Source organism: Streptomyces sp. NPDC050422, assembly GCF_044458665.1.
Classification (GTDB): domain Bacteria; phylum Actinomycetota; class Actinomycetes; order Streptomycetales; family Streptomycetaceae; genus Streptomyces.
Genome location: NZ_JBITIE010000006.1, coordinates 40,396 through 65,419, shown reverse-complemented (window position 1 = coordinate 65,419; position 25,024 = coordinate 40,396). Strand labels below are relative to the sequence as shown.

Sequence of the window (25,024 nt, the reverse complement as noted above, 5' to 3'; positions counted from 1 at the left end):
TCGGCCGCGGCGGTGGAGCGGGCAGGTCGGAGTGCGGGGAACGGTCAGGGATCAGACGAGCTGCCAGAGGTGGTCGTCGGTGCCGTTGTCGTCGAACTGGACGACGTGGGCGCTGTCGGCGGTGGACATGGTGTCGACGCCCAGGACCTTGCCGGAGTGGCGGTTGCGGATCCGGTACCAGCCGTCGCTGTCGGGGACCAGCTGCCAGAGGTGGTCGTCGGTGCCGTTGTCGTCGAACTGGACGACGTGGGCGCTGTCGGCGGTGGACATCGTGTCCACGCCGAGCACCTTGCCGGAGTGGCGGTTGCGGATCCGGTACCAGCCGTCGCCCTCCGGGACCAGCTGCCAGTCGTGGTCGTCGGTACCGGTGTCACCGAACTGGACGACGTGGGCGCTGTTGGCCGTGGACATGGTGTCGACGCCCAGGACCTTGCCGGAGTGCCGGTTGCGGATCCGGTACCAGCGGCCGGACAGCCAGGGTTCCGCGCCCGGATCGGCCGTGGGGAACGAGGTGATGCGCAGCCGCGCCGCCCCCATCGGGACGAGCATGATCTCCTCCACCGGCTCGGTGCTGCCGGCCGGGCCGTCCTGGAGGGGCGCGACGACGTGTTCGCCGTCCGCCGTCCACTCCGGGATCCGCCGGGCCTTCGCCGTCATGGTCAGCGGGGTGCCGTCGAGCGTGAACGGGTTGGCGTCCTTGACGGGGCGTACCGCGTGGTGGCGCAGCGAGGCGGCCGGCTCGCGGTCGTCGAGGACGAGGCCGTAGTTCCACGGACCCGTGGCGTGCACCGCGTACTCCGGGAACCGATCGGTGCCGCCGATGCGCTCGTACGCCTCGCCGATGCGCAGGGAGTACGTGAGCGGGCCGCGGTCCACGCTCACCGATCCGTGGTTGTGCCCCCAGGTGCGGACGGCGGTCTTCTGCGGGAAGTGGAGGGTCACCTTGTCGCCGTCGGCCCAGGTGCGGTCGACGCGGGTGAAGGCAGGCCCGGCAGGGGCGTCGACCGGACGCCCGTTGACCTTGATCTCCGGGCTGTCGCACCAGGCGGGAACCCGCAGCACCAGGGGGAAGCGCAGGCGCTTCGGTGCCTTCAGGGTCAGCGTGACCGTGTCCGTGAAGGGGTAGCCGGTCTCCTCGGTGAAGGTGACCTCGGTGCCGTTCGCGACCTTCGCGGTGACCTCGCAGCTCGCGTACATCGCGGCGGCGAGACCGCCGTCCGGAGTGGCGAGCCACAGCTCCTCGACGAAGTAGGGCCAGCCCATGCCGTAGTTGTGCGGGCAGCAGCGGTACTGGTCGACGCCCGGCAGGAAGGCCTGCATGGCGAAGCCGTTCTGGAACTGCCGGTCCTTCTTGGGGGCGTTGTCCAGGTCGACGCTGTTGGCGCTGGTGATGTAGTGAACAGCCTTGCCGGAAGGGTCGAGCGAGGCGGGCAGGGAGTTGAACGCCAGCTCCTCGCAGCGGTCCGCCCACAGCGGATCGCCGGTGATCCGGGTGAGCAGCTGGTGGCTGGCCATGAACTCGACGATCCCGCACGTCTCGAAGCCCTGCCGGGGATCGCCGTGCCCGGGGCGCGCGTTCTCGTCCCCGGCGAAGCCGCCGCCGGGGAACTGCCCGTACTGGTCCATGGCCTTGCCGTACGTCCCGTACGTGTTCCGGGTGTCGTCGGCCGAACCGCTGCGCAGCGCGTACTGGGCCGGCTCGCGGAAGCCCTGCGCGATGTTCACGTTGTGCGGGTTGACCAGGTTGTCGCCCCAGTCTGCGCCGTTCGCGTGGATCTTGTCGGCGAGGTCCAGGAGGAAGGTGTCGCCGGTGCGGTTGAAGAGCCAGAAGACACTGTCCAGGCCGTCGCCCCAGCGCAGGGCGATCCAGCTGGTGTTGAAGGCGCCGGGCCCCTGGGCGTTCATGTACCGGAAGAACCGGCTGAGGAAGGGGATGACACGGGTGTCGCCGGAGTACTCCTGCCAGGAGCGAAGGGCCTGCACCAGCGGCAGGAAGGGCCAGAAGTCCGGGCCGCCGTTCAGCGACGTACGCAGCGCCTTCGGTCCGAAGAACCCGTCGGACTGCTGGGTGGCGAGGATCGCGTCGAACCAGCGGCGCACCGCGGCGAGTGCCTTGGCATCGCCCGTGACGATCGCCAGATCGGTGTATCCGCGCAGCCAGTACGGGACCTCCTCCCAGCCGCCGAGTTCGGGGCGGACCCAGCCGGTGGCCGTGAAGTCCAGGAAGTGCGAGAACTCCTCGTACCGGCCGCACAACCCGTCCAGCTGGAGCTGTAGCTGGACGGCGAGCCAGCCGCGCGCGGTGACCTGCCCGGGCGGCAGCTTCAGGAACGCCGTCGGGTGCAGGGGTGCGGCGTTGGGTGAGTAGTGGCCGCCGTGGGCGGGCTTCGCGCGGTGCTCGGCCGCGGTCGCCGTGGTGGCCCAGCGGCCGGACGCGGCGGTGGTGGCGGCGACGGTGGCCAGCGCACCGGCCATGAGTTGTCTGCGGTTCAGGGGCATGGAGGAGCTCCTGCTCTCTGCCGGCCGTACGGGCTCCGGCGCGGGGGCGGCACATGACACGTACGGGGATCGCCATGACGCCCACCGGCCCGGGGCGGAATCCGGACGTGCGCACACGGCACGGCACGCCGTCGCGACCGGAGGGTGACGCGACAACGTGCTTGCAACGTTGGAAAAATGTGTACCGGCGGTATGACAGCACGGTGTCGGGCGACTGTCCAGGGGTGCGGCGGTCGCCGGCAGGACGCGGGCCGTCCTCGGCCGCCGGGTAACTCCGACACATTTTGGAAACGCATCGACAACGCTCTTGCCGCCCGTGCCGCGGCGCCTATATAACGTTGTAAACCGAGCCGCCGAGAGGCCGCGCAAGCCATCACGACCGCAGTTCGTCCAGCCAGTGCCGCGGCAGGGGCGGGGTCGTGAGGAATGCAGTGACATCAGCCGCCGAGCGGCAGCCGATGCATCGTCCAGCCATGCCCGACCGCACGCCCATCGGCGTGCCGTCATCCCGCCAAGGAGCTCCCGCGCATGATGATCCAGCGCCGAACCCGTACCCTCGCCGTGGCCTGCCTCCTCGCCGCCACCGCCACGCTGGCCGCCTCCGGCTGCTCCAAGTCGGAGACCTCGGACACCGCGAACGCCGACAGCAGCCAGGGCGCGCAGGCGGCCAAGACCCCCGAGTCCTCCTCCGGTGCGGGCTGCTCGCTGCAGACCTACGGTGCGCCGAAGCTGGACCTGAAGAACGCCGTGGTCGGCTTCTCCCAGTCGGAGAAGGAGGCCAACCCGTTCCGGATCGCCGAGACCCAGTCCATCAAGGACGAGGCCAAGAAGGTCGGCGTCAAGAAGCTGCTCACCACCAACGCCCAGTCGCAGCTGTCCAAGCAGATCAGCGACATCCAGGACATGCTGTCCCAGGGCGCCCAGTTCCTCATCGTCGCCCCGTTGAACTCCGACGGGCTGGAGCCGGCGCTCAAGGCCGCCGCCGCCAAGAAGGTCCCGGTCCTCACCATCGACCGCAAGGTCAACTCCACCGCCTGCAAGGACTATGTGGCGTTCCTCGGCTCCGACTTCGTGGAGCAGGGCAAGCGCGCCGCGGACGCGATGATCAAGACGACCGGTGGCAAGGGCAAGGTCGCCATCCTCCTCGGTGCCTCGGGCAACAACGTCACCACCGACCGCACCAAGGGCTTCGTCGACCAGCTCAAGGCCAAGGCGCCCGGCCTGGAGATCGTCGCCCAGCAGACCGGTGAGTTCGCCCGTGACAAGGGCCAGCAGGTCATGGAACAGCTCATCCAGTCCAAGCCCGACATCACCGCCGTCTACGCGGAGAACGACGAGATGGGCCTCGGTGCCGTCACCGCTCTGAAGGCCGCCGGAAAGAAGCCCGGCAAGGACATCAAGATCGTCTCCGTCGACGGCACCCGCAACGCCGTCCAGGCACTGGTCAACGGTGAGTACAACGCCGTCATCGAGTCGAACCCGCGCTTCGGCCCGCTCGCCTTCGCGACCGCCCAGAAGTTCTACGGCGGCGAGGAGATCCCGGAGAACGTCATCATCAGCGACCGCGCCTACGACGAGTCCAACGCCAAGGCCTCGCTCGGCGGCGCGTTCTGACCGGGACCGGCCACACCTGCCCGTAGTGCCGGCGCACGACCCGCCGGCCGGGACGGCCGCGTACTGATCCGTACGCGGCCCGGCCCGTACCGGACTTCGCCGGACCACCCGCCGCCGTGACGCCGCCACCCGTCACGGCGGCCCCCGGGCCCACATCCTTGGAAGAGCGGAAGGCCAAGAACAGCCATGGCACCACCCGAAGCAGTACCGCAGCCGCCGCAGCCGGCCGCCGACGCGAAGGAGGCATCCGCGCCGGGTGCCGGTGAGCGGCGGGACTCCGCGCGACCGGCCTCCCGGCCGGCGGACATTGCACCGGCCGCCGACGCACGCCCGGACTCCGCATCCGCCGCGGCCGTCCTCGAAGCCCGTTCGGTGAGCAAGCGTTTCCCGGGCGTCGTCGCCCTGGACGACGTCTCCTTCTCCCTGCGCGCCGGGGAGACCCACGCGCTCGTGGGGGAGAACGGCGCCGGGAAGTCCACCCTGATCAAGGTGCTGACCGGCGTCTACCGGCCCGACGAGGGCGAACTGCGCCTCGTCGGTGAACAGATCGCCTTCGCCCGGCCGTTCGAGGCGCAGCAGGCCGGTGTCTCCACGATCTACCAGGAGGTGAACCTCGTCCCGCTGATGAGCGTGGCGCGCAACATCTTCCTCGGCCGGGAGCCGAAGAACCGTTTCGGCCTGATCGACTTCTCCCGGATGCACCGCGAGACGACCGAACTCCTCGAAGGCTTCGGCGTACGTGTCGACCCGAAGAGGCCCCTGCACACCCTGGGCATCGGCACCCAGCAGATGGTCGCCCTGGCCCGCGCCGTCTCGGTCAACGCCCAGGTCGTCATCATGGACGAGCCCACCTCCTCGCTGGAGCCGCGCGAGGTCGAGACCCTCTTCCGGGTCATCGAGGACCTGCGCGCACGCGGCATCGCCGTGCTCTACGTCAGTCACCGCATGGACGAGCTCTACCGGATCTGCGACCGCGTCACCGTGCTCCGCGACGGCCGGCACATCCACACCGGGGACCTCGCCGACCTCGACCGCATGCAACTCGTCTCGATGATGCTCGGCCGCGACATGGCCGAGGTCCGCCGCGACGGCGTCACCAGCTTCGGCTCCGAGGGCCACGACGCCTCCCGTACCCCCGTACTCACCGCGACCGGCCTCTCCCGCGATCACCAACTCCACGACATATCCCTGTCGTTGTACGCAGGTGAGGTGCTCGGCCTCGGCGGACTCCTCGGCTCCGGCCGCAGTGAGACCGCCAAGGCTCTGGCCGGAGCGCTCGCCCTGGACTCCGGCGAACTGACCATCGGCGGGCGCACCCTGCGACGGCTCACCTCCGCCGGCGCCATCCGGGCAGGCATCAGCCTGCTGCCGGAGGACCGCAAGGCCGAAGGCATCGTGCCCGGCCTCTCGGTCCGCGAGAACATCGTGCTGGCCGCGATGCCCCGCCTCTCCCGCGCCGGCATCGTCTCCCGGGCCAAGCAGGACCGCATCGTCGACATCTTCATGAAGCGGCTGCGGATCAAGGCCGCGAGCCCCGAGCAGAAGGTCGGCGAGCTCTCCGGCGGGAACCAGCAGAAGGTACTGCTGGCCCGCTGGCTCTGCCTGGAACCCAAGGTCCTGCTGCTCGACGAACCCACCCGCGGCATCGACGTCGGCGCCAAGGCCGAGGTCCAGAGCCTCATCGACGACCTCGCCCGCGAGGGCCTCGCCGTCCTGCTCATCTCCTCCGACATCGAGGAACTCATCGAGGGCGCCGACCGCATCGTCGTCCTGCGCGGCGGCGCGGTCGCGGGTGAACTGTCCGGCGACGAGGTGGCCGAGAGCCATCTGCTCGAAGTGCTCGCCGACCACGCCCCGGCGCCCGCGGTGAAGGCCCCGACCCCGGCGCCCGCGGGCGACACCCCGGCCGCCAAGGAGGACCCCCGATGACCCAGGCCGCACTCAGCACCCCCGCAGCCCGGCCGCTCGCCCGGCTGCGCGACCCCGCCTGGTACCAGGAGTACGGCGTCTACCTTGCCGTCGCGGTCGTCCTCCTCTTCAACGCCCTGTTCACCGAGCACTTCATGACCGCGGACAACCTCCGCACCCAGCTCGTACAGGTCGCCCCCATCGTCATCGTCGCCCTCGGCATGGCGCTCGTGATCGGCACCGAGGGCGTCGACCTCTCCGTCGGCTCGACCATGGCACTGGCCACCGCGCTGCTGCCCCTCTACCTCGGCTACGGGCTGGTGCCCGCCCTCGTCATGGCGCTGCTGGCCGGCGCCGTCGTCGGAGCGATCAACGGCTCACTGGTCTCGCTCGTCGGGCTGCAGCCGATCGTCGCCACCCTCGCCCTGTTCGTCGGCGGCCGGGGTCTGGCCCTGGTCATGGCGGACGGTCAGCTCAAGCAGATCGTCAACCCCGACCTGCTGTCGCTCGGCACCGGTTCCTTCCTCGGTATCCCGCTGGTCGTGCTCATCGCGGCCGTCCTCGCGGTCGCGGTCGCCTTCCTGGTCCAGCGCACCACCTTCGGCCGCCAGGTCGTCGCCATCGGCGGCAACCGCTCCGCGGCCGCCCTCGCCGGACTTCCCGTACGGCGCGTCCTCATCGGTGTGTACGTGCTCTGCGGCGTCCTGGCCGCCCTGGCGGGCATCCTCGCCACGGCCAGGCTCACCGCCAGCGACCCCTCGTCGCTCGGCACCCTCATGGAACTCTCCGCCATCACGGCGGTCGTCGTCGGGGGCACCCCGCTGAACGGCGGCTCCATCCGGGTCCTCGGCACGGTCGCCGGCGCCCTGCTGATGCAGCTGCTGCGCGCCACCCTCGTCAAGCACGACCTGCCCGACTCCACCGCACAGATCGCCCAGGCGGCCATCATCATCGCCGCCGTCTACGTCGCCCGGGAGCGTCGGTCCCGATGAACCAAACCTCACCCGCACCCGCGGCCCAGGCCCCGGCACCGCTCAAGACACCGGCGGCGTCCGGCGGCGCCGCACCCCGCCCCGCGGCCGGGCAGCGCATCGCCGAACTCCTCCAGCGCCAGGGCGTGCTCGCGGTCCTGCTCACGGTCGTGATCGTCGCTTCCTTCGTCTACCCGACGTTCGGCACCCTGGACAACGCCCGGGGCGTGACCGTCCAGGCGTCGTTCCTCGCCGTGGTCGCCCTCGGCATGACCATGGTCATCATCACCGGCGGCATCGACCTGTCCGTCGGATCCGTCTTCGCCCTGGGCGGTGTGCTCGCCGCCTGGGCCTCCCAATGGGGCCTCCTGGCCGCGCTGTTCGTCCCGCTCGTGGTGTGCGGTGCGATCGGACTGCTCAACGGCTTCCTCGTGGCCCGCGCCGGAATGGCACCCTTCATCGTCACGCTCGCCACTCTGCTGGGGGCGCGCGGCCTGCTTCTCGCGATCACCGACGAGGGGGCCACCACCTACCTCGTCCCCAAGGACTCCGCCTTCGGCGAGCTCGGACAGGGCAGCGTCTGGGGCTTCGGCTACCCGATCCTCATAGCCCTGGTCCTGTTCGGCATCGGCGGACTGGTCCTCCAGCGCACCTCGTTCGGGCAGACGCTCTTCGCGGTCGGCGGCAGCAGCGACGCGGCCACCCTGATGGGTCTGCCCGTCGCCCGTACCAAGATCCTCGTCTACACGCTCAGCGGACTGCTGGCCGGACTCGCCGGCGCGCTCAGCGCCGCCAGACTCTCCTCCGGCGTCACCATCGTCGGCGTGGGCATGGAGCTCGACGCGATCTCCGCCGTCGTCATCGGCGGCACCCTCCTGATCGGTGGCGCCGGATCGATCAGCGGCACGCTCTGGGGCGTACTGCTGCTGGCCGTCATCCAGAACCTGATCAACCAGATCGGCTCACTGAACTCCTCGTACCAGTCCGTCGTCAGCGGAGGGTTCCTTATCGTTGTCGTCGTGGCCCAGCGCTATCTGTCGCGCAGCCGCAGATCCACCTGAACCGGTGCCGGGGCCCGCGGCCCCGGCACCGTTCGAGCCGAGCCGGCAGAGCCGGGCCACTGCGCGTCAACGCGCGACAAGTCGATTCAGGGAGTGCCGTGGGCGTCAGCCTCAAGGACGTTGCACAACGGGCGGGCGTGTCCATCAAGACCGTGTCGAACGTGGTGAACAACTATCAGCACGTCACACCGAAGATGCGGGCCAAGGTGCAGCAGGCCATCGACGAGCTCGGCTACCGGCCGAACCTCACCGCACGCCATCTGCGCAAGGGCCGCACCGGCATCATCGCCCTCGCCGTCCCCGAGTTCGGCAACCCGTACTTCGCCGAGCTGGCCGGGGAGGTCGTCGACGCGGCCGCCCGGCACGACTACACCGTGCTGGTCGACCACACCGGCGGCCTGCGGGAGAAGGAACTCCTGGTCAGCCAGGGATTCCGGTCCCATGTGATCGACGGCCTCATCCTCAGCCCGATCCATCTGGAGACCGAGGACCTGATGGCGCGGACCGAGACGGCGCCCCTGGTGCTGCTCGGTGAGCGCGAGTACGAGGCCCCGTACGACCACATCGCCATCGACAACGTGGCGGCGTCCCGCGAGGCCGTGCGCCACCTCATCGACCACGGCCACCGCCGGATCGCCTTCCTCGGCTCGCGTACCGGACGTGAACGCCAGCCGGCCCATCTGCGGCTGCGCGGCTGGCGCGAGGAGCTCGCCGCCGCGGGCATCGAGGCCGACGAGTCGCTCGTCGTCGTCACCGACGGCTACGGCCGCGAGGACGGGGCCACCGGCATGGCAGCCCTCCTGGACCGCGGGGAGCGGCCCGACGCCGTGTTCGCGTACAACGACCTCATCGCCATCGGGGCGATGCGCACCCTGTCCGAACGGGGGCTGCGCATCCCCGAGGACGTGGCCGTCGTCGGGTTCGACAACATCGAGGAGAGCCTCTACGGGGCCACCACGCTCACCACGGTGGCCCCCGACAAGGAGGCGATCGCCCGGCTGGCCGTCGACAGTCTCGTCGAGCGCCTCTCCGGCGACCCGGTGTCCGAACCCCGGCGCCCCCGGCCCGGCTACCGGCTCGTCGTCCGCGAATCCACCGTTCCCCGGCCGCCCGCCGGACCGTAGACCGGCGCCGGACCCCCGCATCGGCGGGGGCATCCGGCGATGGTGTCCGGGCCCGCCGTCCTCGCCCCGCCGGGCCGTCCGCTCGTCCCAAGGATCTCTGATGCCTCGCCCCACCGTGAACCGCAAACCGTTCGGCGCCCACGGGCACACGGACGTCGATGTCTGGACGCTCGACTCCGGTGCCGGAGTCCGGGCCGAGATCCTCACCTACGGCGGCATCCTGCACCGCCTCACGGTGCCGGACACCGGCGGAGCCTCGGCGTCGGTCGTGCGGTCGCTGGTCTCCCTCGACGACTACACGGGCAAGAACCCGTTCTTCGGCGCCCTCATCGGCCGCTTCGCCAACCGCATCGCGCACGGCCGCTTCGCCCTCGACGGGGCGTCACACCGGATCCCGGCCACCGACCGGGGCCACGCCCTGCACGGCGGCCCCGACGGCTTCCACACCCGCGTCTGGCAGGCGGCCGGCGAGGTCACCGACACGGCCGCGACGCTCCGGCTCACCCTGCACAGCCCCGACGGCGACATGGGCTTCCCCGGCGCACTGGACGTCGCCGTGACGTACACCCTCGGCACGGACGGCACCCTCGCGCTCGACTACACCGCCACCACGGACCGCCCCACCGTCGTCAACCTCACCAACCACGCCTACTTCGACCTCACCGGACAGGGCGACATCCTTGGCCACACGCTCCAGGTGGACGCCGGCAGATACCTCCCCGTCGACGACGAGGGCATCCCGGAAGGCCCTGCCACGGTGGTGCACGGCACCCCGTTCGACCTCACCGCCCCGCACCGCATCGGGGAGCGCATCGCACTCGCGGACGAGCAACTGTGCCGTGCCGGCGGCTTCGACCACTGCTGGGTCCTCAACGGCCCCGGCACACCGGGCGGCCTGAGCCGCGCCGCCCGGCTTACCGCGCCCGGCGCCGAGCGGGTCATGGAGGTGTGGACCACCGAACCGGGCATCCAGGTCTACACCGCCAACCAACTGGACGGCACCCTGGCCGCACCCGGCGGCGGGCGCCACGAACGCCACAGCGCCGTCTGCCTGGAGACCCAGCATCTCCCCGACTCGCCCAACCGCCCCGACCACCCCGGCACCGTTCTGCGCCCCGGTGACGTCTTCTCCAGCCGCACCGAACTGAGGTTCCCGCACCTCATCGCCGTAACTGACTGAACCGGCGCGCCACCCGGGCGAGCAGTGCGGGAATGCGGAAATGAGCTGGGCTGTTTCGACGTTCATGACCTTCTTTGTTGACGTGACCGTGCGGGGCTACGAGCTCGATACGCAGGGGCATCTGAACCAGGCCGTCTACCTCCAGTACGCCGAGCACGCGCGCTGGGAGCTGCTGCGGGCCGCCGGGCTGCCCCAGGAGAAGCTGCTGGCCGACGGGGTGGGGCCCGTCGCGCTGGAGGTCACGGTCAAGTTCCGCAAGGAGCTGCGGGGCGGGGAACGGGTGCGCGTGTCCTGCCGGTTCGACTACGGGCAGGGCAAGACCTTCACGGTCGCCCAGCAGATCCTCAAGGAGGACGGCACGGTGGCCGCCGAGATCACGGGCGTGGCCGGAGTCCTCGACCTCACGACACGCAGACTGGTCGCCGACCCGGCCGGCCGTCTCGCCGCGCTCGCCAAGGACCCGGAGCTGCTCAGCGGCTGACCCGGCATCAGCGGACCTTACGGCCCGCCGCCAGAGAGGCCACCGCCTTCTGGAGGCGGGCTGCCCTGACTTCCGGGGTCGTCGCCGTCATGAGGCGCAGCAGTACCAGGTAGCGGTCCGACCTGCCGAGTGCCTCGTAGAAGGCCCGCGCCGGCTCGTCCGCTTCCAGGGCCGCGGCGAGGTCGGCCGGGACGGTGGCCCTGCTCTGCGACGGGTACGCCGCATCCCACCGTCCGTCCGACCGCGCCGCCGCGACCTCGGCGAGACCTGCCGCGCGCATCCGCCCGGCTTCGGTCAGCGCCGCCACCTTCTCCACGTTGATCAGCGACCACGCGCTCCGGCGCCGGCGGGGCGTGATCCGCTGGAGGTAGTACACCTCGTCGAAGGACTTGCGCTGTCCGTCGATCCAGCCGAAGCAGAGCACGGAGTCGATGACTTCGGCGGCGCTCACCGACTCCACGCCGGAGTTGCGTTTGGCGATCTTCAACCAGAGTCCGGTCCGGTCGGCGTGGTGCCTCTCCAGCCACGATTCGAGCTGGGTGACCCGCGCGAAGGGGCGTGCGTTCTCCGGGGTGTCCGGGGTGTCCGTCATCGACCTGCGCCTCCTGGGGCCGCCGCGCCTCGTGCCCGGCTACAACGCCACGCTAGTCACCCTTCAGGACGGATTCCGTCCTAATGAATCGAACTACGAAGGGCCTCGTATCATGGGGAGCCCCGGACGATGCGACGATGCGGAGCGACCGTGACCCCTGCCAGCGCCACAGACCCGGCAGCCGGAGCTCGTACGCTGGCCCACCCGGCGCGGGACGAGATCAGGCTCGAGTCGGTCCTGCACGCGCTCTCGGACCCGGTCCGGCTGTGCGTGGTCCGTGAACTGGCTGCCGCCGACGCCGAGCTCACCTGTTCCCGCTTCGACCTTCCGGTGACCAAGTCCACCAGTACGCACCACTTCCGGGTGCTCCGCGAGAGCGGCATCGTCCAGCAGATCTACCGTGGGACGGCCAAGATGAACGGGCTCCGGCGCGAGGACCTGGAAGCACTCTTCCCCGGGCTGCTCGACCGCGTACTCGAAGCGGCGAACCTCCAGGCGCGCCGCCTCGACAAGGGCTGACTGCCGGGGCCACCCAAGGCCGCCCAAGACCATCAAGGCCGCCACGTCCACCCAAGGACCACCAAGGCCGCCCAAGACGATCAGAGCCGCTCCTGGCCGGTCCCCGCGCCCGTCCGTTACGCCCGGCCGTCCCCGCGTGCCGCTCCCATCAGCCCCGGCCAGTCGGGGATCTTGACCGGCCCCCGGCCGAGCGACCGCCCCAGCGCCGCCTCCGCCCGCTCGATCGACAGCCAGCCGTCCCACTCCACCGGCCGCAGCCCCCAGGACCGGAGCACGGCCAGCGGGTCCTCGGCCGACGGCCGCCCCGCCAGCAGGGGTGCGTCCTCGATCAGCGACGCCACGGTCTCCTTCGCGCACGAACGGTTCGACCCGATGACCCCGGTCGGACCGCGCTTGATCCACCCAGCGACGTACTCCCCGGGTGACGTCACCCCGTCCCGCAGCACCCGTCCGGCCCGGTGCGGAACCGTGCCGTGCACCGCGTCGAACGGCAGGCCGGGCAGTGGCATGCCCCGGTATCCGACCGCCCGCAGGACGAGTTCGGCACCGATCTCCGCGTACGTACCGGTGTCGCGCACCCCGCCGTTTCCGTCCGGTGCCGTACGGGCGAACCGGACGCCGGCCACCCGGCCGTCCCGCTCCAGCAGTTCGACCGGACGCAGGAAGAACCGCAGCCCGATGGTCCTGAGGCGGCTGTCGCCCGCCCGGGGTGCCTCGGAAGCCCATCCGCGCAGGACGTCGAGGTTCCGCCGCACCAGCGCCGGCAGTGGCGGGGAGTCCGGCGCGCCATCGCCGTACGCCGGGTCCAGGGCGAGCTCCGCCGGATCCACGACCATCCGGGCCCCGGGCAGCGCGCCGAGCTCGCGAAGCTCCTTGGTGGTGAACCGCGCCTGGGACGGGCCACGTCTGCCGGCCATGTGCACCTCGCGCACGCGGCTGCCCGCCAGCACACCGAGTGCGGGCTGCGGCACATCGGTGGGCCGCAGCTCATCGGCGCCCCGTGCGAGGATCCGCGCCACGTCGACCGCCACGTTGCCGACCCCGATCACGACGGCGGAACGGGCTCGCAGCGCGAAGAGGCCCGCGGCCGTGTCCGGGTGAGCGCTGTACCAGGAGACGAACTCGGTCGCCGAGTGGCTGCCGGGCAGTTCCTCGCCGGGAATGCCCAGCGGGCGGTCCGTGGCCGCTCCCACGCAGTAGACGACCGCGTCGTAGAGGTCGCCCAGCCGCTCGGGCGGCACTCCGTCCCCGCCCACGGCGACATTGCCCACGAAGGTGACGCGCTCGTGCTCCAGGACGGTCCGCAGGCTCTGCTGGAGCGACTTGATCTTCTCGTGGTCCGGTGCGACGCCGTACCGCACCAGCCCGTACGGGCAGGGCAGCCGGTCCAGGACGTGCACCCGCACATCCGGCACCAGGGTCTGGGCCATCAGGGCTTGGGCGGTGTAGACCCCGCTGGGGCCGGAGCCGACGACAGCGACACGAAGCACGGCGGACCTCTTCCCGGAGGGTGTCTCCAGCATCGCACCGGCGGGGCCGGCGGGGGAGAGGCGCGCCCCATGCTCTTGGGAGCGCGTCTCCCGCGGGCCGCCGGTCCCTCAGGAGGACAGGGCGCGCATCCGGCCGATCTCGGTGGTCTGCTGGGCCACGACATCGTCGGCCATCTCCTCGACCTGCACGTTGTTCCCCTCGGAGAGGACCTCGGTCGCCATGGTGATCGCCCCCTGGTGGTGCGTGATCATCAGCTTCAGGAACAACTGGTCGAAGGCCGTCCCCTTCGCGGCCCCGAGCTTCTGCAGCTGAGCGGCCGTGGCCATGCCGGGCATCGCACCGTGGTCGTGCTTGCCGGACTGCTCGGACTGCTCGGACTGCTCGGACTGCCCGGACCGGCCGTGCCGGGTGAGCCAGCCTTCCATCGCGCCGATCTCGGGCTGCTGGGCGGCGGTGATGCGTTCGGCGAGCCGCTTGACCGTGGCCGAACGGGAGCGGGTGGGGACGAGCCCGGTCAACTCCAGGGCCTGCGCGTGGTGCTGGATCATCAGCTGCACATACCGGACGTCCGCCGAGTTGGGGCTGTCCACCCCGGCCTCCTTGACGGCCTCCGAGGGGGAGAGCGTCCGTGCGGGTTCGCCGGGCTTGCCGGGCGCCACGACCGAACCGGCCTTGTGCGCATCCGACTTCGAGCCGCTGTCACCGCTGCCCGCGTTACAGCCGGCCGAGGTGAGCACAGCTGCCGCGACGGCTGCGCCGAGGGCGAATCCGCGGAATCGCAGGGTCTGACGACGAATCAACAAAGCGACCTCCGTTGACACAGGACTGGTTGCGCTCTGTCCTAGCACGTCAACGCACAGCTTCGATCAAAAACTTTCATTACGTCTCTGTTGCCATCTGTTGAGATGCCCATGGCAAGGACGATACTGCCGGAGTCCGTGAACTGGTCACCTACATACGGATCCATGGGAGGACGCAGTGACCTCGTTGCACACCACCCCGGTGCGGCGCAGACGTCTGGGCGTGGCGGCAGCCGCCGCCGGGCTCTTCGCCACTCTGCTGATGGCCGGGCCCGCGGCCGCGACACCCGACCCCGGGGACGCGACCGCGAGCCGAACCGATCTCTCCGCGAGCCAGGAGGCGGAGGCGACCGCCGCGATCAAGAGCGGTGAGATACCCGGCGTGGACGAGATCGTCCACAGCCGCAACATCACTCACCTCGCCAATGTGCCCAAGGACGCCCTCCAGGGGCTGAACACGGACCTGGCCTTCCAGGGGAAGTACGCCTTCGCCGGGAACTACGACGGTTTCCGGATCTTCGACATCAGCAATCCGAAGGTGCCCCGCACGGTCGCCCAGGTGCTGTGTCCGGGTTCGCAGAACGACATCTCCGTCTCCGGGAACCTGCTGTTCCTGTCCACGGACTCCTCGCGCAGCGACAACTCGTGCAGCAGCACCACCCAGCCCGCCACGGAGAAGTCCTCCTGGGAGGGCATGAAGGTCTTCGACATCAGCGACAAGCGCAACCCGAAGTACGTCGCAGCCGTCGAGACCGCGTGCGGCTCGCACACCCACACGCTGGTTCCGGAGCGCAACAACGTCTACGTGTACGTCTCCTCGTACTCGCCGAACGCGACGTTCCCCGACTGCCAGCCGCCGCATGACGGGATCTCCGTCATCAAGGTGCCGCGCAAGGCGCCCGAAGAGGCCCGCATCGTGAACTTCCCGGTCCTCTTCCCGGACGGCGGGAACCCGGGCGCCCCGGCCAATCCGGGCGTCTCCAAGACCACGGGCTGCCACGACATCACCGTGCTGCCGTCCAAGGACCTGGCCGCCGGTGCCTGCATGGGTGACGGCCTGCTGTTCTCCATCAAGGACCCGGAGAACCCGAAGATCATCGACCGGGTGCAGGACAACGTGAACTTCGCGTTCTGGCACTCCGCCACGTTCAACCAGCGGGCGGACAAGGTCGTCTTCACCGATGAGCTCGGTGGCGGCGGCGCTGCCACCTGCAACGCGGAGATCGGCCCGAAGCGCGGCGCCGACGGCATCTACGACATAGTCGGCCGCGGTGACCACCGCAAGCTCGTCTTCCGCAGCTACTTCAAGATCGACCGCCCGCAGGCCGACACGGAGGTCTGTGTCGCCCACAACGGCTCGATCATCCCGGTCAAGGGCCGCGACCTGATGGTCCAGGCCTGGTACCAGGGCGGCGTCTCGGTGTGGGACTTCACCGACTCCTCGCACCCGAAGGAGATCGGCTTCTTCGAGCGGGGCCCCGTCAGCACCGACGCCGTCACCACGGCCGGCCCCTGGTCGGCGTACTACTACAACGGCTACATCTACTCCAACGACATCGCGAAGGGCTTCGACGTCCTGAAGATCGACGACCGGCGGACCGACCCGGCGAAGCGGGTGCGGACGGACGAGCTCAACGTCCAGACGCAGCCGGACTACTTCGACCGCTGAAACCGCTGAAACCGCTGAAACCGCTGAAACCGCCGAGCCCACCGGCTCGCCGATCCTGCCGGTCCCGCCCGGGTTTCCCGGGCGGGACCGGCGTTCTGGCGGCCTGTCCGTTCATTGACCGATCCGGCGCGCCGGGACATGCTGTACCCCCGCACCGGCCTGCTTACGTACGCAGTCCGTCAGGCGGCCCCGGCCCGCACTCCGACCGGGGTGACCGGCTGGTTCCGGCGACGCAGGGGATCGCCGGAATCAGGCGTCTCAGGCGGCCTCGTACCGGTGCGCCCGACCGCCCCGCCACTCGACCCATTCGGGGCTGTCCAGGATCCGCTCGGGGTCGTCGAGCCCCGCACCCTCCAGGAACACGATCACATCGTGATCCGAGTGTGCGAGGCCGAGTATCTGGACCCGCCCGTCGCGCTGCACGGTGACGCGCCGCCCGCCGGAGGGGGACGGCCGGAAGATCACGATCGGGGGAGAGGCCATGCCTCCAGAGTGCGACCTGCCGACGGCTGCCGCACAGTGAACCGGAAACCGGGCCCGGCAGCAGATCGGGCAGGCGGACGCGGACGGATCCGGCCATCGGGCCGCAGCGGTCAGGCGGCGGACCTGGCGCCCGCACCCGTGGCCGCGGCCCACTCGACCAGGAGCCGCTGGTACTCCTCCTCGTCCTCCGGCGACAGGCATCCGCCCGAGCGCTCCCACAGGTCGCGAATGTCTTCATTCACCACTGCGGCGGAACGCACGGAACCGGACGGGCACGGAGTCGGGGGCATACGTACCAGGCTAAGGCCCCGATGTGACAATCCGACCCATGGCGCGTCAGGGACATCTCTCACATGTCTGTCAGGCAACCTCGGCGGCCAGTCCGAGCTCCCGCAGCCCGTCCGGCCGCTCATTGACGGGCACATGCTGCACGAACCGCACCTCGCAGCCCAGTGCTGCCGCCCCCGCGTCCGCGTGCCGGTCGTCGCCGACCATCACCACATCCGTCGGATGCTGTGCCAGAAGTGTGCAGGCCGTGTGGAAGAGGCGTGTGTCCGGCTTCTGGACACCGTGCTCGAAGGACAGCACGTACGCCTGGACGCAGGCGTCCAGACCGTGCGCCCGGAAGACCGGCCGCAGGTCCCACCCGATGTTGCTGACCACGCCGATCGCGACGCCCCGGTCGCGCAGCGAGGAGAGCACCTCCGCGGCGTCCGGATACGGGTGCCAGGCGGCCGGGGTCCGGTGCCGGTCGTACAGGGCGTCGTAGAGCCCCGGATCCGGCAGCTCCACCTGGCGCGCCAGGCCCGTGTACGCCTCGCGGTGCCGGTGCGCGCTCTCGTCGCGGGAGGCCCAGGCCGATGCCAGGCTGCCGGGCACCCGCTGCGGGGGCGGGCCGCCCGGCAGCGCGCCGGAGGCCTCCAGCTCCCGTACGTACCGCTCGAAGTCGGCCTCGTCCACGCTCACACCCTCCTCCGCGAGGGTCGAGGCGAGCCAGGAACGGACGGATTCGATCCGGAACAGCGTCCCGGAGAAGTCGAAGAGCACACCCTTGATCGGCATGGCCCGATCCTTACCGAGGCGGCGCGGGCGGGGCAAGGATGCCTGTTCAGCCCGGGTCCGTGCGGTGGCCGGGGGCGTACCGGTCGTACGCCACCGTCGCGAAGGCGGTCAGGGCCGCGCCGAGCAGCCACCCGCCCAGTACGTCGGACGGCCAGTGCACGCCGAGATAGAGCCGGGTGAGGCCGACGCCGAGCACCGAGACTCCCGCGGCGGCCAGGGCCGTTCGCCGGATCCAGGGGCGGGCACCGGACCGGTGCAGCAGCCACAGCAGCAGACCGCAGCTCACCACGGCCGTCATCGCGTGTCCGGAGGGGAACGCCGCGTAGTGGGCGGAGTCCACCGGGTCGGGCCACCGGGGGCGCTCCCGGCCGACGGCGGCCTTGACACCCTGCTGGAGAAGGCTGGAGGCCAGAGTCGTCACCGCCACCCAGGCGGCAAGCAGCTGCGCGCCGCGCCGCCACAGGACGACCGCAGCGACGGCGATCAGCGTGCGCATCGTCCAGGGATCCCACAGCCAGTCCGTCAGTACCCGGTTCACCTGGACGAGGTCCGGCTCCGTCACCGCCCGCCGGTGCAGGGCTTCGGCGATGTCCCGGTCCAGGCGCATCAGCGGGGACCACCGCTCGGCGACCAGGGCCAGCAGGATCAGTGCGAGGGCCCCGCAGACGAATCCCGTCCACGGTCCCGGTGCCGGGGTTCGGGTGCGGTGCGTGGGGGAGAGGGGCGGGGAGTGCATGAGGGGATCCTCGCCGACGGGCGGGCCCAGGGCCATCCCGGCGCGGCGGGCCTCTTCGACGGGCGCCGTGACCCGGTAGCGGCCGAGCGGGCTTCTGGAGGAGCCGGAGGAGCCGGGGACGCCTACCCCAGTGCGCTCAGCGCCGGAACGAACGCCACCAGAAGCGGAATCGCCGGCAGGAGCGTGGCCGCCGCCGTCAGCCGCAGCCGCCGGCCCGCCGTGAGCCGGCCGGCGGGCGCCAGCAGCCGGTTCACCCGCAGCGGCATCTGTGCGTCCGGTGTCGGGCAGGGGCCGAACACCCCGCGGTCCTCGTTGAGTTCGACCAGCGCCAGTGCGATCGTCAGCCGGCCGAAGCGCCGGGACGCCGTGTCGTCGGCAGCCAGCTCGACGAGCCGGTGCATCTCCCCGCGGAACGCCGCGAACACCGGGACCTGAGGGAACCCGGACGCCAGCGCCGCCGAGCAGTTGAGCAGCCAGTCGTGCCGCGCGTTCGCATGACCCTGCTCATGGGCGAGCACCGCATCCAGTTGACGGCCCTTCAGTCGCCCCAGCGCGGCGGTGGTGATGACCAGCCGCGGCGCCGTGCCGGGCAGCCACCAGGCGTCGGGGCGCTCCCCCTCCAGGACCACCAGCCGGCCACTGCCCGGCTCCTCGCCGGGCAGCAGCGGTGATCGCACCAGGAGTTCGGCCCGCCGCTGCCTGCGCTCCAGGCGTACGCGGCGGATCTCGCGGGTCAGCATCGCGGCCGTCCACACACCACCGAGGGCCAGCAGCACGGCCATCACGGCCGACCACGGTCCGTAGGCCGCGAGCGCGTAGGCCTCGACGACGGCGTGCGGGGCGGGCGCGAACACATGGCCGCGCACCGCCTGCCAGGCCGCGGCAGCGCTGAACGTCATGGACAGCCCGAACGACAGCAGCACCCCGGCCACCACGCACTGCCACACCCACAGCGCCACCACGGGCTCGCGCTCCGGCCACTCGGCCCGCGCCATCAGCCGCGGGGTCACGACAGCGGCCAGTGCACCGAGCAGCAGCAGCGCGAGGGAGACCAACATGACGTCAGCCTATGAGCGGTACGGCACGCACGGGTATGGCTGCGCTCGGCAAGTGACGTACGCCACGGTTTGCCGGGCGCCGTGTCTCACAGGGAGAGCAGCATGGCGAACATGGCTATCCCCATGGTCAGCCGGCACGCCAGGGCCAGCTCCGGCCGTGCGCCCCAGCCGCCCGCGGGCGGTCCGCCGGCCACGGGCGTGCCGCCCCCGGACGTGGCCGCGGTCACCGGTATCAGCCGGGTGCCGGAGTGCAGCACGTACGCGGCGTAATAGGCGAGGAGCAGCCCGGTCAGCAGCGGAACGCCCCCTGCGGCGGCCATGGCGTGAGACGCGTGAGCGCCGTGCCCCGCTCCGCCGGACCGTGCCATCACGACGGACATGTAGACCATGGCCGACGAGCCGACCAGGTGGTGCAGATGGTGACCGCTGCGACGGGAGAACCAGAGGGCGCGCAACGCGGCGACGCCGAACAGCACGGTGTACAGCACCCATCCCCACGCGGGCGGTGCGACGACAGCGGCCGGCACCGCCATCGCGGCCATGCCGAAGCCCATCAGCGCCTCCGCGCGCGCCGCCCTGCGCTCCTCGCCGGTCCTGCCGCGGGCCCGCAGCAGGCAGTACGCGCCGGTCACCGCGCACAACGCCATCAGCAGCCAGCCGGACATCGCAGGTCCGTGCACAGCGGAACCTCCCCCCGGGCGAACGACATCGCCGTCGTCCAGACGATGCCCGCGGCCTGACGCCCGTACGCGGCGCACTGGGGCAAAGGGGGAGCGCGCGGCGGGGTGAACCGCGACGCCGTGGTGAGGTCAAACCAGGATCAGGACCGGCCGGCGCACGGAACCGCGGTCCTGGACCCGGATCCGCACCCGGGAGTTACGCTGCTGCCGCACAGCCACAGCAGCGAAACGGAGAGCTTCACCATGGACACCGCCCCGCCGCGCAACCCGGGCCAGCTGACCTTCCGCGACGCGACCGACACGGACGTGTTCGCGCTCGTGGAGCTGATCCAGTCCGCGTACCGCGGCGACTCCAGCCGCGCGGGGTGGACCACAGAGGCGGACATCCTGCAGGGGCAGCGAACCGACCCGCAGGGCGTGCGCGATGTGGTGGAGGACTCCGGGAGCCGACTGCTGGTCGTGGAGCGCGACGGCGAGCCGGTCGCCTGCTGCCAGCTCGAACACCGGGGTGAGGCCGCCTACTTCGGAATGTTCGCGGTCCGCCCCTCGCTCCAGGGCGCGGGGCTCGGCAAGGTGATCATCGCCGAGGCCGAGCGCAGCGTCCGGGAGGGCTGGGGCGTGCGCGAGATGCACATGACCGTGATCTCCGTGCGTGACGAGCTGATCGCCTGGTACGAGCGCCGCGGCTACCGCCGTACGGGACAGCTGACCCCGTTCCCGTACGGCGATGAGCGCTTCGGTATTCCGCAGCGCGACGACCTCGCCTTCGAGCTGCTGGTGAAGGACCTCGTCAAGGACCAGCCCGAGGGCTGACCCGGTTCCCCGCGGCGGCTACGCGGTGAATCGGCCCGCGCGGCGGATCTCCGGGAAGTCGGTGGTCGCGCCGTCGAGCCCCAGTCCGCGGGCCAGCCGCAGGTGGTCCTGGGTGTTGACCACCCAGCCGACCACCGTCAGCCCCTCGGCGTGGGCCTTCTCGACCAGTTCCAGCGTGATGCGCCGGATGTTGAGCACCAGCCGGGTGGCGCCCACCGCCTTGGCGCGGTCCACCACGTCGTCGCCCCAGTGGTCGGCCACCAGGGCCGTGCGCACCCCCGGAACCAGCTGTGCGATCTCGGCGATCGCCTTGTCGTGGAACGAGATCACCTCGACCCGGTCGACGAGGCCGCGCCGCCGCATCACCTCGGCCAGCGTACGGGCGGCGGCCACGTCCTTGATCTCCGCCTGCAGGGGCGACCGCACGGCGTCCAGGACCTCCTCGAAGACCGGAACACGCTCCCCCTGGCCGGCGTCGAGCTCGCGCAGTTCTGCCAGGGTCTTCTCGGCGATCGGGCCCTTGCCGTCGGTCGTCCGGTCCACGTCGGCGTCGTGCATGACCGCGAGGGCGCCGTCCTTGCTCAGATGAAGGTCCAGCTCGATGAGGTCCATCCCGGCCTGTTCGGCGTGGGCGAACGACCGCAGCGTGTTCTCCGGCTCGACGCCCATTGCCCCGCGATGACCGATGGTGAGAAAAGACAAGGGACTCTCGCTTCCGTCGACAACTTCTCCCTATGTGCCTACCCACGCGGGGCTGCGGCATGACCGTGAAGCCAGGCGGCGTATGCGTTCTGTCCCCGCCCGAGGCTCTGGTGTCGCACCGCGTTCGTCCACCGAAGAGGTCGTCGAAATGATGGATGGCAGGAAAAATCGCGGTGACCATGGGGGTGGGCAGGATAATTTTCAGGTCCCCACTTGTCTCAAGGAACCGCACACGGATACGGTTGTTTGACGCGAGGTTCTCCCGTGGAGGAAGTGTTATGACGGAAATTCTTGTGCACGACGTCGCCGCCGGCGACATAGCTTCCGCCCAGCAGGTGGTCGAGCACCCGGCCTGGCCCGCGCTCAAGAATGCCGTGGAGGAGATCCGTCCCTGGCAGTCGAAGGACGGATCCATCGACTTCGACGCCGAGGGCGCGCCCGCCCCGGCGGCCGCCGAGGCGGCCGTGGACCGGGTGACCACCGCGGTCGAGGAGCTCTCACCGCTGCTCCCGCACGACGCCGCGTATCACCGCGCCCTTGTCATGGACCTGCGTCGCTGGGCCGCCGACGGGTTCGGCGTCCCCGACTTCCTCGACTCGCTCCTGGCGTTCCAGCCCGCCAAGGACCGCGTCGACGGGCTCCAGCACCTCGTGGTCTTCGCGATGTACACGCAGAACGGCAACCCCGACCGTAATCTCGAAGCGGTCGTGCTCCGGATGGTCTGGCCCGAGTGGCTCGCCGACCTGGAGGCGACCCGCTACGACAACCCGTTGTTCTGCGGCATCACCTTCGAGGACTTCACCTCCGGGTACGACACCAACTCCGCCGTGCTCTTCCCGGAGACCATCGCCGTGCGCGAGGCCCCCGAGCGCTTCAGCTGGGGCGGCATCTTCTGCGACCGCGAGGCCGCCCGCTTCCGCCGCGTCACCGAGGCCTCCGTCGAGCTCCTGGGCGTCGAGCTGCCCGAGGACATCCGCGCGATGGTCGGCGACCAGCAGCGCTGCGAGCAGGCGTTCGTGCTCTGGGACATGGTCCACGACCGCACCCACAGCCACGGCGACCTGCCGTTCGACCCCTTCATGATCAAGCAGCGCCAGCCCTTCTGGATGTACGGGCTCGAGGAGCTGCGCTGCGACCTCACCGCCTTCAAGGAGGCCGTGAAGCTGGAGTCCGAGGGCAACCCTCACGGCCGCGACGTGCAGTACGCCGTGCTGTTCGACCGCATGTTCCGCTTCCCCGTCACCGGCGAGCGCGTCCGCAACTACGACGGTCTCGGAGGCCAGCTGCTCTTCGCGTACCTCCACAAGCACGACGTCGTGCGCTGGACGGACAACACCCTGAAGATCGACTGGGAGCGGGCCCCGCAGGTCACCAACCAGCTCTGCGGCGAGATCGAGAAGTTGTACCGGGACGGCATCGACCGCCCCAAGCTCGTCCACTGGTTCGCCGCGTACGACCTGGTCGCGACGTATCTCGCCCCGCACCCCGGCTCCCGCTGGGCCAAGGGTCCGGACGCGCTGGACCTGTCCCTGCCGCCCCGCAAGCTCGTCGACGACGTGCTTCCGGACGAGTTTCCCCTGAGCATGTTCTATGAGGCGCTCTCCAAGAAACTGAAGAACGTGATCGCCTCCACCAAGGGGATCACCGCCGCGGGCGCCGGGCAGGCGGCCGCGTGAGCGCACGTCATGAGGAGGCGGTGGCCATGAACGGAAACGGCAAGGGCAGCGGGAGCGGTGCCCTCGAAGGCGCTGTCGTCGCGGTCGCGGGAGCGGCCGGCCCGGCCGGCCGGGCGACCCTGCTCCGCCTCGCCGAGGCGGGCGCGGTCGTCGTCGCCTCGGACGCGAACGCCACCCGGCTCGCCGAGGCCGTGGACGCGGCCCGCTACGCCCACGGCGGCGCCACCGTCACCGGCGACACCGTGGATCTGCTCGATCTCGGTGCCGCCCGTGAATGGGCCGACAAGACGGAGAAGGAGTTCGGCAGGATCGACGGTCTGGTCCACCTCGTGGGCGGCTGGCGCGGCAGCAAGACGTTCGCCGACACCGACCTCGCCGACTGGACGCTGCTGGAGAAGCTGCTGATCCGCACGGTCCAGAGCACCTCGCTGGCCTTCCAGGGCGGCCTGCAGCGCAGCGACCGCGGCCGCTACCTGCTGATCAGCGCGGCCGGTGCGAGCAACCCCACCGCGGGCAACGCCGCCTACGCGGCGTCGAAGGCGGCGGCCGAGGCCTGGACCCTCGCGCTCGCGGACGCCTTCCGTAAGGCGGGGGGCGACGAGGGCCCGCAGAGCGCGGCTGCCATCCTGGTCGTGAAGGCACTGGTGCACGACGCCATGCGCGCCGAGCGCCCGAATGCGAAGTTCGCGGGCTTCACCGACGTCAAGGAGCTGGCCGATGCCATCGCCGGCGTCTGGGACCGGCCCGCCCCGGAAGTGAACGGAAAGCGCCTGTGGCTGACCCCGCAACCGTAAGGACCGACGCGCGTCGTCATCACGACCCGCAGGTACGCGGATTCGCCAGTGACAACTACGCGGGAACGCACCCGGAGATCCTCGCGGCCCTCGCCCTCGCCAACGGCGGCCATCAGATCGCCTATGGCGAGGACGACTACACCGGTCACCTCCAGCGCGTGATGCACAGCCACTTCGGTCCCACCGCCGAGGCCTTTCCGGTCTTCAACGGAACCGGCGCCAACGTGGTCTCGCTCCAGGCGATGACCGACCGCTGGGGCGCGGTCATCTGCGCCGAGTCCGCGCACATCAACGTGGACGAGGGCGGGGCACCGGAACGGGTCGGCGGCCTCAAGCTGCTCACGGTGCCCACCGAGGACGGCAAGCTCACGCCGGAGCTCATCGACCGGCAGGCGTACGGCTGGGACGACGAGCACCGTGCCATGCCGCAGGTCGTCTCGATCACCCAGAACACCGAGCTGGGCACGGTCTACACACCCGACGAGATCAGGGCCATCTGCGAGCACGCCCACGGGCACGGCATGAAGGTCCACCTCGACGGGGCCCGCATAGCCAATGCCGCGGCCTCCCTGGACGTACCCATGCGTACGTTCACCAACACCGTCGGCGTCGACGTGCTCTCGTTCGGCGGGACGAAGAACGGGGCCATCTTCGGCGAGGCCGTCGTGGTGCTGAACCCGGACGCCGTCCGGGCGATGAAGCATCTGCGCAAGCTGTCGATGCAGCTTGCCTCCAAGATGCGCTTCGTGTCGGTGCAGCTGGAGGCGCTGCTCGCGGGCGACCTGTGGCTGCGCAACGCCCGGCACGCCAACAGCATGGCGCAGCGGCTCGTCGAGGGCGTCCGCGCGGTGGACGGCGTGGAGATCCTCTATCCCGTCCAGGCCAACGCGGTGTTCGCGCGGCTGCCGCACGAGGTGAGCGAGCGGCTGCAGAAGCGCTTCCGGTTCTACTTCTGGGACGAGAAGGCCGGCGACGTCCGCTGGATGTGCGCCTTCGACACCACGGAGGACGATGTCGACACGTTCGTCCTCGCCCTCAAGGAAGAGATGGCCGCACAGTAGTTGCGTATGAATATGCGGTCGACCGGAAAAGTATTGACTCCGGTCGGCCG

General features: G+C 70.6%; 24 protein-coding genes. 13 read left to right on the top strand and 11 right to left on the bottom strand.

Translation table 11 applies throughout. The features are described 5' to 3' along the window. Positions 1-51 precede the first annotated feature (51 nt). Positions 52-2,499, bottom strand: coding sequence for an RICIN domain-containing protein (locus ACIBJG_RS10235; RefSeq protein ID WP_399306466.1), 2,448 nt, complete (start codon positions 2,497-2,499; stop codon positions 52-54). Positions 2,500-3,027: 528 nt separating this feature from the next. On the opposite strand from ACIBJG_RS10235, the gene ACIBJG_RS10230 reads away from it, so the two are divergent. The 7 genes from ACIBJG_RS10230 (at position 3,028) to ACIBJG_RS10200 (ending at position 10,838) form a co-directional block, all read left to right on the top strand. Then, the gene (locus ACIBJG_RS10230; protein WP_399306463.1) at positions 3,028-4,113 is read left to right on the top strand and encodes an ABC transporter substrate-binding protein; all 1,086 of its coding nucleotides are present in this window, start codon (positions 3,028-3,030) and stop codon (positions 4,111-4,113) included. Between the two features lie 186 nt (positions 4,114-4,299). Beyond that, on the top strand, positions 4,300-6,042 hold the full coding sequence (locus ACIBJG_RS10225) for a sugar ABC transporter ATP-binding protein (protein ID WP_399306460.1): 1,743 nt from the start codon (positions 4,300-4,302) through the stop codon (positions 6,040-6,042). Next, positions 6,039-7,013: an ABC transporter permease gene (locus tag ACIBJG_RS10220; protein WP_326734576.1), complete on the top strand. Its 975-nt coding sequence runs from the start codon at positions 6,039-6,041 to the stop codon at positions 7,011-7,013. Before ACIBJG_RS10225 ends, ACIBJG_RS10220 begins: the two co-directional genes overlap by 4 nt. Next, positions 7,010-8,053: an ABC transporter permease gene (locus ACIBJG_RS10215; RefSeq protein WP_399306457.1), complete on the top strand. Its 1,044-nt coding sequence runs from the start codon at positions 7,010-7,012 to the stop codon at positions 8,051-8,053. Before ACIBJG_RS10220 ends, ACIBJG_RS10215 begins: the two co-directional genes overlap by 4 nt. 98 nt (positions 8,054-8,151) lie before the next feature. Further along, entirely contained in the window at positions 8,152-9,177 is a 1,026-nt protein-coding gene (locus ACIBJG_RS10210) for a LacI family DNA-binding transcriptional regulator (protein ID WP_399306454.1), read from the top strand. A 100-nt stretch (positions 9,178-9,277) separates the two neighbouring features. Continuing rightward, positions 9,278-10,357, top strand: a complete 1,080-nt coding sequence (locus ACIBJG_RS10205) for an aldose epimerase family protein (RefSeq protein WP_399306451.1) — start codon at positions 9,278-9,280, stop codon at positions 10,355-10,357. A gap of 64 nt (positions 10,358-10,421) precedes the next feature. Continuing rightward, positions 10,422-10,838: an acyl-CoA thioesterase gene (locus tag ACIBJG_RS10200; RefSeq protein WP_399307191.1), complete on the top strand. Its 417-nt coding sequence runs from the start codon at positions 10,422-10,424 to the stop codon at positions 10,836-10,838. Between the two features lie 7 nt (positions 10,839-10,845). On the opposite strand, the gene ACIBJG_RS10195 is transcribed toward ACIBJG_RS10200, so the two are convergent. Then, positions 10,846-11,430 carry a YdeI family protein gene (locus ACIBJG_RS10195; RefSeq protein ID WP_399306448.1) on the bottom strand — a complete coding sequence of 195 codons (585 nt, stop codon included), beginning with the start codon at positions 11,428-11,430 and terminating at the stop codon, positions 10,846-10,848. Between the two features lie 150 nt (positions 11,431-11,580). Here ACIBJG_RS10195 and ACIBJG_RS10190 point away from each other — a divergent pair, with 150 nt between their 5' ends. Further along, positions 11,581-11,949, top strand: coding sequence for an ArsR/SmtB family transcription factor (locus tag ACIBJG_RS10190; protein ID WP_399306445.1), 369 nt, complete (start codon positions 11,581-11,583; stop codon positions 11,947-11,949). A 116-nt stretch (positions 11,950-12,065) separates the two neighbouring features. Here ACIBJG_RS10190 and ACIBJG_RS10185 read toward each other — a convergent pair whose 3' ends face one another. Together ACIBJG_RS10185 and ACIBJG_RS10180 are read right to left on the bottom strand one after the other, a co-directional pair. Further along, positions 12,066-13,439 carry an FAD-dependent oxidoreductase gene (locus ACIBJG_RS10185; RefSeq protein WP_399306441.1) on the bottom strand — a complete coding sequence of 458 codons (1,374 nt, stop codon included), beginning with the start codon at positions 13,437-13,439 and terminating at the stop codon, positions 12,066-12,068. A gap of 108 nt (positions 13,440-13,547) precedes the next feature. Beyond that, positions 13,548-14,243 carry a DUF305 domain-containing protein gene (locus tag ACIBJG_RS10180; RefSeq protein ID WP_399306438.1) on the bottom strand — a complete coding sequence of 232 codons (696 nt, stop codon included), beginning with the start codon at positions 14,241-14,243 and terminating at the stop codon, positions 13,548-13,550. Positions 14,244-14,418: 175 nt separating this feature from the next. Between ACIBJG_RS10180 and ACIBJG_RS10175 the strand changes: the two genes are divergently transcribed. Beyond that, complete coding sequence (locus ACIBJG_RS10175; RefSeq protein WP_399306435.1) at positions 14,419-15,909, top strand: LVIVD repeat-containing protein; 1,491 nt, start codon at positions 14,419-14,421, stop codon at positions 15,907-15,909. A gap of 258 nt (positions 15,910-16,167) precedes the next feature. Here the strand turns inward: ACIBJG_RS10175 and ACIBJG_RS10170 are convergent, their stop codons facing one another. The 6 genes from ACIBJG_RS10170 to ACIBJG_RS10145 form a co-directional block, all read right to left on the bottom strand. Further along, complete coding sequence (locus ACIBJG_RS10170; protein ID WP_327712705.1) at positions 16,168-16,392, bottom strand: hypothetical protein; 225 nt, start codon at positions 16,390-16,392, stop codon at positions 16,168-16,170. 110 nt (positions 16,393-16,502) lie between these two features. Next, positions 16,503-16,682 carry a hypothetical protein gene (locus ACIBJG_RS10165; protein WP_359320212.1) on the bottom strand — a complete coding sequence of 60 codons (180 nt, stop codon included), beginning with the start codon at positions 16,680-16,682 and terminating at the stop codon, positions 16,503-16,505. 70 nt (positions 16,683-16,752) lie between these two features. Continuing rightward, the gene (locus tag ACIBJG_RS10160) at positions 16,753-17,454 is read right to left on the bottom strand and encodes an HAD family hydrolase (RefSeq protein WP_399306431.1); all 702 of its coding nucleotides are present in this window, start codon (positions 17,452-17,454) and stop codon (positions 16,753-16,755) included. 46 nt (positions 17,455-17,500) lie between these two features. Then, positions 17,501-18,190 (bottom strand): phosphatase PAP2 family protein, encoded by a 690-nt coding sequence (locus tag ACIBJG_RS10155; protein ID WP_399306428.1) that lies wholly within the window; start codon positions 18,188-18,190, stop codon positions 17,501-17,503. 122 nt (positions 18,191-18,312) lie between these two features. Continuing rightward, a complete protein-coding gene (locus ACIBJG_RS10150; RefSeq protein ID WP_399306425.1) occupies positions 18,313-19,248 on the bottom strand; it encodes a M56 family metallopeptidase in 936 nt (311 codons plus the stop codon). Between the two features lie 86 nt (positions 19,249-19,334). Continuing rightward, positions 19,335-19,928: a DUF5134 domain-containing protein gene (locus ACIBJG_RS10145; RefSeq protein WP_399306422.1), complete on the bottom strand. Its 594-nt coding sequence runs from the start codon at positions 19,926-19,928 to the stop codon at positions 19,335-19,337. Positions 19,929-20,171: 243 nt separating this feature from the next. Between ACIBJG_RS10145 and ACIBJG_RS10140 the strand changes: the two genes are divergently transcribed. Beyond that, positions 20,172-20,741, top strand: a complete 570-nt coding sequence (locus ACIBJG_RS10140) for a GNAT family N-acetyltransferase (RefSeq protein WP_399307189.1) — start codon at positions 20,172-20,174, stop codon at positions 20,739-20,741. 18 nt (positions 20,742-20,759) lie between these two features. On the opposite strand, the gene ACIBJG_RS10135 is transcribed toward ACIBJG_RS10140, so the two are convergent. Then, positions 20,760-21,443, bottom strand: coding sequence for a glycerophosphodiester phosphodiesterase (locus ACIBJG_RS10135; protein WP_399306420.1), 684 nt, complete (start codon positions 21,441-21,443; stop codon positions 20,760-20,762). A gap of 278 nt (positions 21,444-21,721) precedes the next feature. Between ACIBJG_RS10135 and ACIBJG_RS10130 the strand changes: the two genes are divergently transcribed. The 3 genes from ACIBJG_RS10130 to ACIBJG_RS10120 are packed head-to-tail and all read left to right on the top strand — an operon-like array spanning position 21,722 to position 24,974. After that, on the top strand, positions 21,722-23,119 hold the full coding sequence (locus ACIBJG_RS10130; RefSeq protein WP_399306417.1) for a DUF6421 family protein: 1,398 nt from the start codon (positions 21,722-21,724) through the stop codon (positions 23,117-23,119). 26 nt (positions 23,120-23,145) lie between these two features. Continuing rightward, on the top strand, positions 23,146-23,913 hold the full coding sequence (locus ACIBJG_RS10125) for an SDR family NAD(P)-dependent oxidoreductase (protein ID WP_399307187.1): 768 nt from the start codon (positions 23,146-23,148) through the stop codon (positions 23,911-23,913). Further along, positions 23,892-24,974: a threonine aldolase family protein gene (locus tag ACIBJG_RS10120; protein ID WP_399306414.1), complete on the top strand. Its 1,083-nt coding sequence runs from the start codon at positions 23,892-23,894 to the stop codon at positions 24,972-24,974. The genes ACIBJG_RS10125 and ACIBJG_RS10120 overlap by 22 nt, the downstream gene beginning before the upstream one ends. Positions 24,975-25,024: the final 50 nt, after the last annotated feature.